This is a genomic window from Desulfofundulus thermobenzoicus, assembly GCF_009428905.1.
Lineage (GTDB): Bacteria > Bacillota > Desulfotomaculia > Desulfotomaculales > Desulfovirgulaceae > Desulfofundulus_A > Desulfofundulus_A thermobenzoicus.
This window is the reverse complement of sequence record NZ_WHYR01000014.1, coordinates 25,933-40,574: the sequence shown is the minus strand read 5'-3', so window position 1 is coordinate 40,574 and position 14,642 is coordinate 25,933. Positions and strand designations below refer to the sequence as shown.

The window sequence follows — 14,642 nt, the reverse complement described above, 5'->3', positions numbered from 1 at the left end:
AAAGTTATAGTGGTAAGAGGCTAAAACGGCCTATCTTAAGGTGGACTGGTCGGTAAACAGCTAAATCATATAAATTTTCAGGAAGAATGGTGGAACATGCTGAAACGTTTATCCTGCTGGAACGCCTGGCTGGGGCGGCATATGTTTTATGTGGTGCTGTCCGCCCTGCTGGTCGGCTTCACCTTGCCCCTGCCCTCTTCGCCTTCTTTAAGTAAACTGGCAGTGGCTCTTTTTGCCTACATGACCTTCATCACCGCCCTGGATACCAGTTTCAAGGACTTTTTGCATGTGCTGGCCCGGCCGTGGGTTGCCCTGTGGGTGCTTGTATTGATTCACGGGGTGATGCCGTTGCTGGCCTGGGGGGTGGGGCTGGTCTTTTATCCCCAGGATTCGTTGATCCGGCTGGGTTTTTTAATTGGCGCCTCCATACCCATCGGGGTTACCTCCATTATATGGACTTCCCTGGTGCACGGGGATGTGCCCCTGGCCCTGGTGGCGGTGACCGCGGACACCCTGGTCAGCCCTTTTCTGTTGCCCCTTTTCCTGGCCCTGGTGGCCGGGCGGGCGGTGCATATCGATTATGTGCACATGCTCACGGGGCTTTTGTGGATGGTGACCATCCCCAGCTTGCTGGGCATGGCCATAAAAGATCTCACCCGCCACCGCCTGGATCAATTTGCCCGTTCCTTTGGCGGGTTTACTTCCAAGGTGGCCCTGTTTTGGGTGGTTTTCATCAACGCCAGCGCCGTGGCCCCGGAAATCCACTGGAACCTTTCCCTGGTAAAAATGCTGCTGGTTGTTTTGTTGCAGGTATCGTGCGGATATTACCTGGGTTATCTGGGTTCCCTGGCCCTGCCGGAGCGCCGGCGGGATACGGTGGCGGCCATGGTGTACAACGTGGGTATGCGCAATATCAGCTTTGGCGCGGTGCTGGCCGTGTCCTTTTTCCCGCCCGCCGTGGCCGTGCCGGTGACCCTGGGCATGCTCTACCAGCAGCCCCTGGCGGCCGTGGTTTCCCACCTGTTTAACCGTTTCGACCGCCGGAAAATCTGCACCGCCGAACTGTCCGGGTCCGGCAGCGATGGGTTTAGCATGAGAAGCGAATAAAACCCCTTTTGTCCAGGATGGTCCCGGACTGCTTTAATCTATCATCTTTATTTCCCGCAGCACGTCTATCACCAAAGGCATTTCTTCCTGCCACAGCCATTCCACCTTCAGCCAGAGGCCGGGTAATACTGCAGCACGGTAAATCCCCTTTGCGTCCGCTGAAAAGAGGTGGTAATGGTTATCCGGACCCTTTAACTCTTCCATGCCATTGCACCCCCCGTCTTCCATCACAATTACCCCGTTGTTCCTGTGAACTTACCTGGGGGCGGCAGTAGTCCCCGGTTCGGTGACCACGTCCAGGGGAGCAAAGATATCTTTAACCTGCACTTCAAACCCTTCCAGGATAAGCGATCTGACCCTGCCTTCCCCCTCTACCCTCTGGTTTAAAACAAAGCGGCCTCCCTGGCCGGTATGCACTTCGATACTGGTGTCTTCCGGGTCGGCAATCCAGTATTCCTTTACTCCGTGCTTTGCGTATATCCTGGCCTTTTTCTTTAAATCATAGTAGCCGGTGGAGGGGGATAGAATTTCCACCACCAGGTCGGGGGCGCCGGTTACTTTTGCGGATTTTATAATATGCAGCCTGTCTTTCGCAATGAAGATTATGTCTGGTTGATAGGTTTCTTTTTCTTCGAAATATACATCTATAGGTGAGAAAAGAACCAGGCCCAAATCTTTTTCATTAACATGATTATACAATTTGCCCTGAATGCGGGCACAAATAATCTGGTGGAAGGTGCTGGGTGCGGGGGTCATCACCAGTTTGCCTCCTATTAACTGATAGGGAGCGCCTTCCGGCAAAAGGGCATAATCGTCATAGGTATAAACTTCTTTTTGGGGAATGGCGATCTCATTTTCCGGCAGGCTCATAGTATCGCCTCCTGTTGGGCAATCGACTATAGCCGGGTTATTGTACAATGATTATATATCGCAGGAAAAGGATTGACAAGCAAATAACCGGCCCGGCGCGCAAACAAGTTGCCTCTGCCGCCGGGCGGGTGATATAATAGGGGGCGAAAAACGGGGAAGTTGTTCAAGGAGGAACCCTTTTTGGCTCAAGTCAAAGTCAGATTCGCCCCCAGCCCCACCGGGCCTCTGCACATCGGCGGCGCCCGGTCGGCTTTGTTTAACTGGCTCTTTGCCCGCAACCGGGGCGGTACTTTTCTTGTGCGTATAGAAGACACGGACCTGGAGCGTTCTTCCCGGGAATCGGAGGAAAACATCCTGGCCGGCCTGCGCTGGCTGGGCCTGGACTGGGATGAGGGCATCGGCGTGGGCGGCCCCGGCGGTCCCTACCGCCAGACGGAGCGCCTGCCCATTTACCGGCAGTATGCGGACAGGCTGCTGGAGACGGGGTGGGCCTACCGCTGTTACTGTACCGAAGAGGAGCTGGCCGCCCAGCGGGAGGAACTGCTGGCCCGGGGGGAAATGCCCCGCTACACCGGCCGCTGCCGCCATTTAACCGGTGAGGAGCGATGTCGCCTGGAGGCCCAGGGGCGCCGTCCCGTGCTGCGTTTTGCCGTGCCCGCCGGGGAGAAGATCATCATCCGGGACCTGGTGCGGGGCAGCGTTTCCTTTGATGGCGACGGCATGGGGGACTTTATCATCGTCAAGTCCGACGGCATCCCCACCTATAATTTTGCCGTGGTGGTGGACGACCACACCATGGGCATCACCCATGTGATTCGGGCGGAGGAACACCTGTCCAACACCCCCCGCCAGGTCCTGCTCTACCGGGCCCTGGGCTGGCCGGAGCCCCGGTTCGCCCATGTATCCCTGATCCTGGGGGAGGACCGGACCAAGATGAGCAAGCGTCACGGGGCCACCTCCATCGAGCAGTACCGGGAGATGGGTTACCTGCCCGAAGCCCTGGTGAACTTCCTGGCCCTTCTGGGCTGGTCCCCGGGAGGTGAGGAAGAGGTCCTTACCCTGGACCAGTTAAAGGAGCAGTTTTCCCTGGACCGGGTGGCCAAAAATCCGGCGGTCTTCGATCTGGATAAGTTAAACTGGCTCAACGGCCATTACATCCGCACCAGTTCCCTGGAGCGCATCACCGACCTGGCCATTCCCTTTTTGCAGAAGGCCGGCTATGTGCCGGAGGAAATTACGCCGGAAAGGTATCAATGGCTGAAGGCGCTGGTGGCCGCCGTGCGGGACTACCTTTCCAACCTGTCCGAGATTACGCAGCATGTGGATATTTTCTTTGCAGCGGAAGTGCCGCCCGCAGATGGGGAAGCCCGCTCCGTGCTGGCCGGGGAGCAGGTGCCGGCGGTGCTGCGGGCTGTGGCGGAAAAGGTGCGGGCCGTGGATGAACTGGACGAAGAGGTCGCCCGGGCCATGCTGAAAAAACTGCCCCGGGAACTGGGCCTGGGGGGTAAGAAGGTCTACATGCCCCTCCGGGTGGCCCTGACCGGACGCACCCACGGCCCGGAGCTGTACCAGGTAATCCCCCTGCTGGGCAGGGAGAAGGTGCTGGAACGCGTAGAAAGGGCATTAAACCGTTGACCCGGGGTAAACCCGGCCGGCACTATGCCGTTTTAAGCAGGATGAGTTAACGGCCGGTAAGGGGTACATCTATTAACGTAAGCATTCTGTTCCCGCAGTTTATTATACGGAGAATGAAACACTCCAGGACATGCCGTTTTTCCGGAGGGATAGAATATGTTCAAGGGCCTGAAGCGGGATATCCGGGCCGTTTTCGAGCGGGACCCGGCGGCCAAAAATATTATCGAGGTATTGCTGTGCTATCCCGGGCTGCACGCCATCATGATGCACCGGGTGGCCCATTTCTTTTACCGGAAGCGCCTTTTTACCATAGCCCGTCTCATTTCCCAGTTCTCCCGCTTTCTCACCCAGATTGAGATCCACCCCGGGGCCAAAATCGGCGAAGGTCTGTTCATTGACCACGGGGCCGGGGTGGTCATCGGGGAGACGGCGGAAATCGGGGATAACGTAACCATTTACCAGGGGGTGACCCTGGGCGGCACGGGCAAGGAAAAGGGCAAACGCCACCCCACCATCGGCAATAATGTGGTCATCAGCGCCGGGGCCAAGATCCTTGGTTCCTTTACCGTGGGGGACAACTCCAAAATCGGCGCCGGCTCGGTGGTGTTGAAACCCGTACCCCCCAACAGCACGGTGGTGGGGGTGCCGGGCAAGGTGGTGGCCCGGGACGGCCGGCGGGTCGGCCCGGCCGCCGCCCCGGTGATTGACCTGCGCCACGACCTGCTGCCCGACCCGGTGGCCGAGGCCATCAACTGCCTGCTGCACAACATAGACCGGCTGGAAAAACGGGTGCTGGAACTGGAAAAACAGCTGGCCCGCCAGACCGCCGCCCCGCCCCCGGAGGCCTGCGAGCCTGCGGTGAAAAGCGTATTCACCGGTGGCGGGGAAAATAGTCGAGGGCAAACATCCGGTTAAATCGCTTCTCCCAAAACAAAGGCTCCCCTGACAGAGCGAGACGTGGTTGTGGAGCACCGGAGCATCTCACTTCTAAAGGGCGGCGGGATAACGCCGTGCCTGCGCCGGTTTGGGCATTGCTTTTGGAACTAAACCTCCCCTTTGTATGGCACTCCCCGGGAGTCGGCCAAACCAATGGAAAGGAGCGAAAGCCTGGTCGTGGGGAGACCGCCTTGACTGGACAGAACAGTTGGGTGCCGGGACCAGGACCGTTTTTATGGCCATAGTTATATACAATACCCTCACCAAAAAGAAGGAATTATTTGTACCCCGGCAGGCGGGGCGGGTGGATATGTACGTCTGCGGCCCCACCACCTATAATTTCATCCACCTGGGCAACGCCCGCCCCCTGGTTTTCTTTGACACGGTGCGCCGTTATTTCCAGTACCGGGGTTACCGGGTGAAATACATTCAGAATTTTACCGACGTGGATGACAAGATCATCAACCGGGCCAGGGAAGAGGGTGTGGACGCCCTGGCCCTGTCCCGTAAGTATATAAATGAGTATTTTAAGGATGCCGACGCCCTCAATGTGCGTCGGGCCGACGTGCACCCGCAGGTCACCGGTCACATCCCCGAGATCATCGACCTGATTGCCGCCCTTATGGAAAAGGGAGCCGCCTACGAGGTGGACGGGGATGTTTATTTTGCCATCAGTGCCTTTCCGGAGTACGGCAAACTTTCCGGCCGCACCCTGGAGGAAATGCAGGCCGGTGCCCGGGTGGAGGTGGACCCGCGCAAGAAGCACCCCATGGATTTTGCCCTGTGGAAGGCGGCCAGGGCGGGCGAGCCTTCCTGGGACAGTCCGTGGGGCAAAGGCCGCCCCGGCTGGCATATTGAATGCTCGGCCATGGCCCTGAAATACCTGGGCTACAGCTTTGACATCCACGGCGGGGGATTCGACCTGGTCTTCCCCCATCACGAAAACGAGATCGCCCAGGCCGAAGCGGCCACCGGGCGGCCCTTTGTCCGTTACTGGATGCACAATGGTTTTATCACCGTGAACCAGGAAAAAATGTCCAAGTCCCTGGGGAATTTCTTCCTGGTACGTGAAATTCTGAATAAGTTCCCCCCGGAAGTGGTCCGCTTTTTCCTCCTGTCCACCCACTACCGCAGCCCCCTGGATTTTGACGATGAGAAGATGGCTGCGGCGGGGCGGGGGCTGGAGCGCATCAGAAACAGTATCAGGCTTTTGCATGAGGCCCTGGACCGGCCGGTCCGGAATGGACTGAAGGAAGAGGATGATCAATTTTTAGCCGCCATGGCAAAGTATGAAAGGGAATTTGGGGCGGCCATGGATGATGACTTCAATACCGCCCTGGCCATCGGCATCCTTTTTGAGCTGGCCCGGGAGGTAAATGCCTACCTGCATGACCGGGAAGGTCTCCCCGCCGGGAAGGCCCTGGAAAGGGCCATGGACCTGTTCCGTTCCTTCAACCAGGTGCTGGGCATCTTAAGGGTGGATGAAACCACCGGCAGGTTCCTGCAGGAGGAAAAGGCCGGCGGGGGCGACGACCTGGCCGGCGCCCTGATGGATCTTTTGCTGGCGGTGCGCCAGCAGGCCCGGGCCAAAAAGGACTGGGCCACCGCCGACCGCATCCGGGACGGCTTGAAGGAACTGGGCATTCTTCTGGAAGACACCCCGTCCGGTGTGCGCTGGAAGAAACTTAGTTAACGGTAAAGGTATACTGGAACCGGTGGTTATAATACCCGGCACTCACCAGAATACTACTTTGCTCCCGGTGTTTCAGGTTTGATTGATGCCACCGGTTTTACGAAGACCTGGTATGCCGGTGGGTACCGGGCTACTTAATCCGGTGTCTGACGCCTACGACCGGCGACCATTTAAGGAGAGGGTTTATTTGACCTTATTCTCCCCCCCCGTGGATATTTCCCATCCGGAGCGGCTGCCGGCCCTGGTGCTGGCCTATATCGGCGATGCCGTGTATGAGCTGGCCATCCGCCAGTATCTGGTGGGCCGGGGATTGACCCGGGTGAATCAACTGCACAAAGAAGCCGTAAAATATGTGCGGGCGGACAATCAGGCCCGGGTGATGCACGCCCTCCAGGATCGGTTGAGCCCGGCGGAAGAGGCCGTGGCCCGGCGGGGCCGCAATGCCCACGGCAGCCACCCGCCCCGGGGGGGCGATGTGCTCAGCTATCGCTACAGCACGGGTCTGGAAAGCCTGGTGGGTTATCTCTATTTGTCCGGCCAGTGGCAGCGTCTGGAGGAAATCATTAACCTGGCCCGGCAGGTGGTGGAGGAAACATGACTGCAAGCGCCGATAATGCCATTGCCGGACGACATGCGGTGAAGGAAGCCCTTTTGGCCGGGCGGGCTGTGAACAAAATTCTGGTGGCCAGGGGCGCCACCAACTTACAGGAAATCATCCACCTGGCCCGGGAGCGCCGTATTCCGGTGCAGCAGGTGGAACGGGTCTATCTGGACCGGCTGGTGCCGCAGGTGCCCCACCAGGGTGTGGCGGCCCTGGCCGCACCCCGGGAATACCTTTCCGTGGAAGAGATCCTGGCTTTAGCCGCCGGTGAGGATCCCTTTTTAATCCTGCTGGACGAGATTACGGATCCCCATAATCTGGGGGCCATCTTACGTACGGCGGATGCCGCCGGCGTCCACGGGGTGATCATCCCCCGGCGCCGTGCCGCGGCCCTTACCCCGGCGGTGGTGAAGGCCTCGGCCGGGGCGGTGGAACATGTGCCCGTGGCCCGGGTGGCCAACCTGGCCCGGACCATCGCCCGTTTGCAGGAACGGGGCCTGTGGGTGGTGGGGGCCGATCCGGCGGCGCCGCAGATTTACTGGGATGCCCGGCTGGACGGACCCATCGCCCTGGTCATTGGTGGCGAGGACAGGGGCCTGGGCCGGCTGGTGCGGGAAAAATGTGACTTTCTGGTAAGTCTACCCATGGCCGGACGGGTGGGCTCCCTCAATGCCTCGGTGGCTGCGGCCCTGCTGGCCTACGAGGTGGTCCGGCAGAGGGGACGGGCCCATGAGTGATCACCTGGTGGTTGATGGCTACAATATCATTCACGCCTGGCCGGAGCTGGAAAAGCTGGCTGAATCCAGCCTGGAGCACGCCCGGACCAGGCTGGTGGATATTCTGGTGAACTACGCGGCCCTGAGTGGTGAACGGGTGGTGGTGGTCTTTGACGCCCATCAGGTGAAGAATGCGGTGGAACGGGCGGAAATGGTACAGGGGGTGCAGGTGATTTTTACGGCCGAAGGGGAAACGGCCGACTCGGTCATTGAGAGGCTGGTGGGGGAGCTGGCCCGCCAGGGTACCGTCCATGTGGTCACCTATGACTGGGCGGAGCAGCAGACCATCCTGGGCCGGGGTGCCTACCGCCTTACCCCCCGGGAGCTGTGGCAAAGGGTGATCCGTTTTGAGCAGGAAGGGCGCAAACATTACCAAAACAGCCGCCCGGCCGACAGTTACCTGGAAAACCGCCTGGTGGAAGAGATCCGGGCAATATTCGAACGATGGCGGCGCAAAAAGGACTAGATGTGGGGTCATGGGGTTTCAGGCTGTCCTATTCTTTCTTGACTGGTTAGAAGGGGAGGGATATAATATGTGTGGCAAAAACAAGAGAAAAGGGTGCTGAATGTACTTTATCCGAAGAAGAGAAAGATTTTCCGGGTTTACCGGTACCCGGCATTTTGTTTTCACGGTGCAGTGGGGGAAACTGGACATATAAAGCGGGGGGGATACTGTGAGCCTGAGCGTCCAGAGGGAGTTGGCGAGCGGTTATCACTTGATGGATGATGAAGAAGTGGTCGAATATGCCCGCGAAGGCGATAATGCCGCCCTCGAATATCTCATCAACAAGTACAAGAACTTCGTCCGGGCCAAGGCACGCTCCTATTTCCTCATCGGGGCGGACCGGGAGGACATTATCCAGGAAGGAATGATCGGCCTTTATAAAGCCATCCGTGACTTCCGGCTGGACAAGCTGTCATCCTTCCGGGCCTTTGCCGAACTGTGCATCACCCGGCAGATCATCACGGCCATCAAAACGGCCACCCGGCAAAAGCATATTCCTCTGAATTCCTACGTTTCCCTGAACAAACCCATCTATGATGAGGATTCCGACCGCACCCTTCTGGATGTCATATCCGGCACGAAGATCACCGACCCGGAAGAGTTGATCATCAGCCGGGAAGAGTTCGACAACATTGAGGAAAAGATGGGTGAAATCTTAAGTTCCCTGGAATGGAAGGTGCTGATGTCCTACCTGGAGGGCAAATCCTACCAGGAAATCGCCGAAGATTTAAAACGGCACGTCAAATCCATCGACAACGCCCTGCAGCGGGTGAAGCGCAAGCTGGAAAGGTATCTGGAAAAACGGGAGAATTAGTTGGTTGACGGGTTACCCGGCACGGGGTAACCCGTTTAAATTTTGCAGGTAGCCGTTGACCTGAGGGTAGATGGCGGTACCCTTTTCCGGGGACGGTTCTTTTGCGGACTCAGGCCGGAAGGCACCAGGTCCTTAACCGGCAATATTTTGTGGCAGAGGTTCGTCACTTTTACCCGCACACCGCTTTAGGAGTGGGAGCCAGCGGCACGGGCTACGGTGATATCTGGTTACTTCCTGTTCGAAGAAGATCATGTTATAATGGACCTTAAGGAAAAGGGTTTATTATATTAATTGTTAAGTGCACTTTGCGTATCCATCATATACCGGGAGGGGTGATTCTTTGATGGAGCCGTCCCTGAAAGAAATTCAAAGAGCAATTATCAGGCTTGACCGGAATTCCCAACTGGATCTTGCTTACTGGATTCTCCACATGGAGGAAAAGTATTTTGATTTATCTGAGACACCTGACGATCTGCGTTCTATCCGGAGGGGCCTCGATGATTTGGATAGAGGTAACATTTTAACGTCCGAACAGGCTAGAAAACGTCTATTAAAAACTGCCAAAACATGAAAATTCGCTGGACGTTAGAAGCATTAAATTTTATTGAGGCCCTGGAAGAATATTCACCCGGTTTAGGGTTAAAAGTTTTTGAGGTTGCAGAAATGAAACTTCGCCGGTTTGCCGGAATGCATGTAATGGTTACAATTTATGATTCCTCAAAAGGTACAAGAACGGTATATAGGATGCTTCTCCAGAAAAATTATCCTTATAAAATTTACTATGAAATAAAAGGAAAAACTATAAATGTAGTTACAATCCGGCATGCACGGCAGTATCCCATTGAGCAGGACAATTGATGTACAGATGGATTGTACTTTTTGAATCAAACCATAATAAACCTTCTTGTTGCATAAAGTTGTTATAGGGTAAAACCGGTCCGCCCGGCCCGGATCTCGTTGGCACAGTATGTGCCCGAGATGACCACCCCTTCGATGCCCGGGCCCGGTTCCACCGAGGCACCCACCAGCCACAGCCCCGGGATGGGGGTTTTCCGGTCCAGCCACACCGGCCCTTCCGGCCCGTCCTCCGGCTCCAGGCCATAGATGGCTCCCTGATGGTTCCACGTGTAACGGTAAAAGGTGCGGGGGGTGGCCGCCTCCACATGGACCACATGTTCTGTGACGCCCGGGACCACTTCTTCCACATAGTCCAGCATGGTGCGGGTCAGCTCTTCCTTGAAGGCCCGGTAACCGGATGGGGTCATGCGGTTTAAGTGATCCGCTTCCAGGCGGGTTAAGGTGATCATGGTCAGGTCGCCGCAGCCGGGCGGCACCAGCTCCGGGTCCAGGGGGGAATTGCTGACCAGAAGGAAGCCGCCGATGCCAAAGGTGTCCCGGGGCAAGGGCCCCTCCCGCCGGACGAAAACCCGCTCCGGCAGGCCGGCCGGGCGCTCCAGGGCCAGGTAGAGGACAAAGGCCGAGGGGGAGGGGCGCAGTCTTTCCACCCGTTTTACAAAATCCGGCGGGAGGTGTTCTGCGCCCACCAGCCGGAAAAAGGTCTGTTTGGGATCGGCGTTGCTGATGACCACCGGGGCCAGCAGGCATGTCCCGTCCCCCAGGGACACCCCGGCCACCCGGCCTTCATGCAGCAGGACCCTTTGCACCGTTGTACTTAAACGCACCTCCCCCTCCCTTTCCTGCACCGCTTCCATCAACACATCGGCCAGGCGCTGGCTGCCTCCCACGGGGTAGACGCCGCCGTCCACGTAATAACCCATTAAGGGGATCATGCGGGCGGCCGGCGTATCCGGACCCCGGTCTCCCAGGTAGGCCGTCAGCATGTTCAGAATGCCCAGCACATGCTCATCCTGCACCCGCCGCCGTAAGAATTCCCCCCAGGAATAAAACATGGCCCGGTAAAAATCGGGGTGGTCCAGGGGATAACTCAAGGTTTCCTCCACGGTGGCCGGGGGTGCGGGTACCTTTCCGGTGCGGGGGGTGTCCTGGTAGACCTGGTAGTAGGCGGCCTGCAGTTCCCCCATCAGGGTGCGGATGCCCTCTTCCTCATGGGGGGCCAGGTCCACCAGCATATTGGTGAATTCCACGTAGCTGCCGGGGATGTCCAGGACGCCGCCGGGAGTGATCAGCCGGTGTCCGTGGCGGCGGAACCGGATGCGCCTTTCCAGGCCCAGTTCCTCCAACAGCAGCCGGACCGGCCCGTTGGGCCAGCAGCCGCTGACGGACTCCACCCCGCCGTCGAAGGTGTAGCCCTTGCGCACAAAGGAAGTGCAGTACCCCCCGGGCTGGTGGTGCCGTTCCAGCACGCAAACCCTCAAGCCCCGGTCCGCCAGGCGGGCGGCCGCCGTCAGACCGCCAATCCCTGCCCCAATGACGATCACATCAAAACGATCTGCGGGCGGTGTTCTCCGGATCAGGGGGATGGGCAGGGGTGATGCTGGCCCCGCAATGGGCGGCCGTTCTTCCCCGGTGCCGCCGGGGGTAATGTCGCTTTCCCATGTCACGGGCGGTTGGCCCCCATCTCCCGGCCCATCGCCGGGGGAATGCCCGGCTGCGCCTTCAGCACCTGCCCATCCGGCCGAACCGTACTTTTCCGGGCGGTTGTAAGGCACGAACAGCCTGGTCTGCTGCCAGGCCGCAAAATCCGGGTTTTGCCAGGGGGGGCGGCGGGCTTCCCTCTCCTTTAACCGGCGGTCAACGGCCCGGCAGGGATAATACTGTGGCCAGAAAATGGTAAAGACCAGGGCCGTTATGGTGCCCAGGTGGGTCAGCAGGGGTGTGGGGGGGATACCGGGCACCAGGGTGTTCAACGCCGTCATGCCCGCTCCGTAGATAAAGGCCAGTGCCCAGGCCAGGGTGATGTGTACATTGGTCTGGATAAAAAGGGGCTCCCGCCAGTATTCCCGGGGCCAGTCCTCCCGGGCGTACTGCAGGGTAAAGGGGGAGCGGGCGGCCAGGGAGGCCAGGGCCATCAGGGCCAGGGTGGCAAAAACCAGCACCCCCTCCCAGCGGGCGAACCAGGGGGAATGCAGGCCGTGGAGCATAAGGGCCGCCAGGGCAAAAAAGGACAGGGAGAACCCGTCCATGATTTTGGGTTTCTTCTGCAGCAGCTGCCGGCCAAAAATGATGGCCGCACCCACCAGGCCCCCGGCCGGCCCCCAGGGCGCCGGCAGGCTCCAGTATAAAATCCAGGGCAGAAAGCCCAGGATGGTCCCGGTCAACCCCGCCCGCCGGGGGCGGGAGGAGGTTTTAAGACTCAAAATAACAGCTCCCTTCGGTGTATATCATTGCCCGCGGGCAATGTTTGGTGAATCGCCCAGCACTCAAAGGACTCTAAATCTGCCTTGTGACAGGGGACGGTTCCTTGTCACGCTTCAGATTGGTGTGTCAGAGAACCGTCCCCTGTCACGCCTGCCCCCTCCCAGCGGGCGAACCAGGGGGAATGCAGGCCGTAGAGCATAAGGGCCGCCAGGGCAAAAAAGGACAGGGAGAACCCGTCCATGATTTTGGGTTTCTTCTGCAGCAACTGCCGGCCAAAAATGATGACCGCACCCACCAGGCCCCCGGCCGGCCCCCAGGGCGCCGGCAGGCTCCAGTATAAAATCCAGGGCAGAAAGCCCAGGATGGTCCCGGTCAACCCCGCCCGCCGGGGGCGGGAGGAGGTTTTAAGACTCAAAATAACAGCTCCCTTCGGTGTATATCATTGCCCGCGGGCAATGTTTGGTGAATCGCCCAGCACTCAAAGGACTCTAAATCTGCCTTGTGACAGGGGACGGTTCCTTGTCACGCTTCAGATTGGTGTGTCAGAGAACCGTCCCCTGTCACGCGCTCCCGCGCTGTGCGCCAGTGTGTCAGAGAACCGTCCCCTGTCACGCGTCCCCTGTCACGCTCTCGTCCCCTGTTACGCCCCCCTGTCACGCTCCGCCCTGCCGGCCCACGGGCTGGCTATTGCCCGGGCTCCGGATTGGCGGCGCGGCCAGCGCGGCATGGCAGGGTTGCGGGCAGAAAACAGAAAAGGACCCGCCAGCAACTTATTTCTACATTATTTGTATTTGGCGGAAAAGACGACTTTCCCTCCCGGTTAATAAAAAATTTACAGGGGTTGCCGGGTGAGCAGGTTACTGCCGGAAGCAGTGAATCGTAAAATCATTTTTACAAGTGAAAAAATAATCCAACTTGCAAAAAGTAATTGACAACGGCAAACGGCTATGCTAATATTAACCCGAAAGCAGTAAAGAACATCGTTTGTTAGGGAAAGGGCTGAAAACAAAGGGTAAATCCATTACCCGTAAATAATTAACTGGTGATCCGGTGACGTATCACAGGACGGCAAGGGCGCTATTCCCATGGTATTTGTGCCGTGGAAGTGGCGCCCTTTTATTTTCCGCTTGCTGGTGGCACTGATGAAGCAGGCCCTTTATTGTTCTCTAACGCGCACCGTAGCTTTTGCACCGGACAACCTGGTAAAGGGGAGTGTTGGATAATGGCGCTGACAGCGGACGTGGTAATCATCGGCGGCGGGCTGATGGGATGCAGTACGGCTTACCACCTGGCCGGGCGAGGTGCCGGGCGGGTGGTGGTGGTGGAAAAAAGCACCCTGGGGGCGGGCAGTTCGGGCAGGTCCAGTGCCATTCTGCGCTGTCACTACACCCACTCGGAGCTGGCCCGCATGGCCTTGAAATCCCTGGAAATATGGCAGCATTTTCCCGAGATCATCGGCGGTGAGTGCGGTTATACCAGGACCGGTTATGTGGTGCTGGTCGGGCCGGATAACCTGGAAACCCTGCGCCGGAATGTGGCCATGCACCGGGAGTTGGGTATAAAGGTGGAGATGATCGACCTGGAGGAAGTGGCCAAAATGGTGCCCGGTATCAACCTGGAGGATGTGGCCGGGGCCGCCTTTGAGCCGGAATCGGGGTATGCCGATCCCGGCCTGACCCTGACCTCCCTGGTCCAGCGGGGGCGGGAACTGGGCGTGCAGTACCGGCAAATGACCCCGGTGGTGGGGATTCTCCATGCGGGCGGCAGGGTGCAGGGGGTGAGAACTCCCGCGGAAGATATCGCCGCGCCGGTGGTGATTGATTGTGCCGGTTCGTGGGCGGGCAGGGTGGCCGCCCTGGCGGAGCTGGATCTTCCCGTCCAGGCCCACCGGGAGCAGATCGTCGTTCTGGAGCGGCCCGGCGATTTCCCCGGAGAACATCCGGTGCTCTCCGACCTGCTCTTGCTGCAATATTTGCGATCGGAGACGGGGGATCTGACCCTGGTGGGCAACAGCGACCAGTCGGAGGTGGAAGTGGTGGATCCCGATTGTTATAACGAAGAAGTGGATCTGGAAACGGTGGAGGACGTTCTGGACAGGGTGGTCCGGCGCCTGCCCCGGCTCGGTGAGGGCAGCCTGCGCCGCGGTTATTCCGGATGTTACGAAGTGACACCCGATTACCAGGCGTTCATCGGTCCCGTGCCGGGACTGGAGGGTTTTTATGTTAACGCCGGATACAGCGGGCACGGCTTTAAATTTACGCCGCTGGCCGGCCAGGCCATGGCGGAAATTATTCTGGACGGGGAAGCCAGGGTGTATGATGCCGGTTTGTTCCGGGTGACCCGCTTTGCCGAAGACCAGCCCGTGGTGGGCGTGCACCTGTACAGCCGCGGGCAGCAGCTCCGGTAGTTATCAGGAGGTGGGGGAA

At 58.6% G+C, this 14,642-nt stretch carries 15 protein-coding genes; 11 read left to right on the top strand and 4 right to left on the bottom strand.

From position 1 onward, the window contains the following. The first annotated feature begins 96 nt into the window (after positions 1–96). Positions 97–1,107 (top strand): bile acid:sodium symporter family protein, encoded by a 1,011-nt coding sequence (locus GFC01_RS06880; protein WP_152945899.1) that lies wholly within the window; start codon positions 97–99, stop codon positions 1,105–1,107. Between the two features lie 33 nt (positions 1,108–1,140). Here GFC01_RS06880 and GFC01_RS06875 read toward each other — a convergent pair whose 3' ends face one another. Together GFC01_RS06875 and GFC01_RS06870 are read right to left on the bottom strand one after the other, a co-directional pair. Then, positions 1,141–1,311 carry a hypothetical protein gene (locus tag GFC01_RS06875; protein WP_152945898.1) on the bottom strand — a complete coding sequence of 57 codons (171 nt, stop codon included), beginning with the start codon at positions 1,309–1,311 and terminating at the stop codon, positions 1,141–1,143. 51 nt (positions 1,312–1,362) lie between these two features. After that, positions 1,363–1,977, bottom strand: a complete 615-nt coding sequence (locus tag GFC01_RS06870) for a Uma2 family endonuclease (protein ID WP_152945897.1) — start codon at positions 1,975–1,977, stop codon at positions 1,363–1,365. A gap of 180 nt (positions 1,978–2,157) precedes the next feature. Between GFC01_RS06870 and gltX the strand changes: the two genes are divergently transcribed. The 9 genes from gltX to GFC01_RS06825 all read left to right on the top strand — a co-directional run bounded on the left by gltX (position 2,158) and on the right by GFC01_RS06825 (position 9,795). Continuing rightward, positions 2,158–3,612: a glutamate--tRNA ligase gene (gene gltX, locus GFC01_RS06865; protein ID WP_152945896.1), complete on the top strand. Its 1,455-nt coding sequence runs from the start codon at positions 2,158–2,160 to the stop codon at positions 3,610–3,612. A gap of 156 nt (positions 3,613–3,768) precedes the next feature. Further along, positions 3,769–4,527 (top strand): serine O-acetyltransferase, encoded by a 759-nt coding sequence (gene cysE, locus GFC01_RS06860; RefSeq protein ID WP_152945895.1) that lies wholly within the window; start codon positions 3,769–3,771, stop codon positions 4,525–4,527. A gap of 262 nt (positions 4,528–4,789) precedes the next feature. Next, positions 4,790–6,241 carry a cysteine--tRNA ligase gene (gene cysS, locus GFC01_RS06855; protein ID WP_341473808.1) on the top strand — a complete coding sequence of 484 codons (1,452 nt, stop codon included), beginning with the start codon at positions 4,790–4,792 and terminating at the stop codon, positions 6,239–6,241. Positions 6,242–6,428: 187 nt separating this feature from the next. Then, a complete protein-coding gene (locus tag GFC01_RS06850) occupies positions 6,429–6,839 on the top strand; it encodes a Mini-ribonuclease 3 (RefSeq protein ID WP_243137321.1) in 411 nt (136 codons plus the stop codon). Next, positions 6,836–7,579 carry a 23S rRNA (guanosine(2251)-2'-O)-methyltransferase RlmB gene (rlmB, locus tag GFC01_RS06845; RefSeq protein WP_152945892.1) on the top strand — a complete coding sequence of 248 codons (744 nt, stop codon included), beginning with the start codon at positions 6,836–6,838 and terminating at the stop codon, positions 7,577–7,579. The genes GFC01_RS06850 and rlmB overlap by 4 nt, the downstream gene beginning before the upstream one ends. Beyond that, entirely contained in the window at positions 7,572–8,084 is a 513-nt protein-coding gene (locus tag GFC01_RS06840) for an NYN domain-containing protein (protein ID WP_152945891.1), read from the top strand. Before rlmB ends, GFC01_RS06840 begins: the two co-directional genes overlap by 8 nt. A 208-nt stretch (positions 8,085–8,292) precedes the next feature. Then, a complete protein-coding gene (gene sigH, locus GFC01_RS06835; RefSeq protein WP_341473802.1) occupies positions 8,293–8,937 on the top strand; it encodes an RNA polymerase sporulation sigma factor SigH in 645 nt (214 codons plus the stop codon). 340 nt (positions 8,938–9,277) lie between these two features. Next, a complete protein-coding gene (locus GFC01_RS06830) occupies positions 9,278–9,508 on the top strand; it encodes a hypothetical protein (RefSeq protein WP_152945890.1) in 231 nt (76 codons plus the stop codon). After that, positions 9,505–9,795, top strand: coding sequence for a type II toxin-antitoxin system RelE/ParE family toxin (locus GFC01_RS06825; protein WP_152945889.1), 291 nt, complete (start codon positions 9,505–9,507; stop codon positions 9,793–9,795). Before GFC01_RS06830 ends, GFC01_RS06825 begins: the two co-directional genes overlap by 4 nt. A 62-nt stretch (positions 9,796–9,857) precedes the next feature. Here GFC01_RS06825 and GFC01_RS06820 read toward each other — a convergent pair whose 3' ends face one another. Next, positions 9,858–12,215, bottom strand: coding sequence for a phytoene desaturase family protein (locus tag GFC01_RS06820; protein ID WP_152945888.1), 2,358 nt, complete (start codon positions 12,213–12,215; stop codon positions 9,858–9,860). Between the two features lie 107 nt (positions 12,216–12,322). Continuing rightward, positions 12,323–12,631 carry a hypothetical protein gene (locus GFC01_RS06815; RefSeq protein WP_152945887.1) on the bottom strand — a complete coding sequence of 103 codons (309 nt, stop codon included), beginning with the start codon at positions 12,629–12,631 and terminating at the stop codon, positions 12,323–12,325. Positions 12,632–13,438: 807 nt separating this feature from the next. On the opposite strand from GFC01_RS06815, the gene GFC01_RS06810 reads away from it, so the two are divergent. Then, entirely contained in the window at positions 13,439–14,623 is a 1,185-nt protein-coding gene (locus tag GFC01_RS06810) for an NAD(P)/FAD-dependent oxidoreductase (RefSeq protein ID WP_152945886.1), read from the top strand. Positions 14,624–14,642: the final 19 nt, after the last annotated feature.

Coding starts and splice junctions, on each gene's coding strand:
- GFC01_RS06840 (WP_152945891.1), top strand. CDS start 7,572: ATGAGTGATCACCTGGTGGTTGATGGCTACAATATCATTCACGCCTGG.
- GFC01_RS06875 (WP_152945898.1), bottom strand. CDS start 1,311: ATGGAAGAGTTAAAGGGTCCGGATAACCATTACCACCTCTTTTCAGCG.
- GFC01_RS06880 (WP_152945899.1), top strand. CDS start 97: ATGCTGAAACGTTTATCCTGCTGGAACGCCTGGCTGGGGCGGCATATG.
- cysE (WP_152945895.1), top strand. CDS start 3,769: ATGTTCAAGGGCCTGAAGCGGGATATCCGGGCCGTTTTCGAGCGGGAC.
- GFC01_RS06825 (WP_152945889.1), top strand. CDS start 9,505: ATGAAAATTCGCTGGACGTTAGAAGCATTAAATTTTATTGAGGCCCTG.
- rlmB (WP_152945892.1), top strand. CDS start 6,836: ATGACTGCAAGCGCCGATAATGCCATTGCCGGACGACATGCGGTGAAG.
- GFC01_RS06810 (WP_152945886.1), top strand. CDS start 13,439: ATGGCGCTGACAGCGGACGTGGTAATCATCGGCGGCGGGCTGATGGGA.
- GFC01_RS06870 (WP_152945897.1), bottom strand. CDS start 1,977: ATGAGCCTGCCGGAAAATGAGATCGCCATTCCCCAAAAAGAAGTTTAT.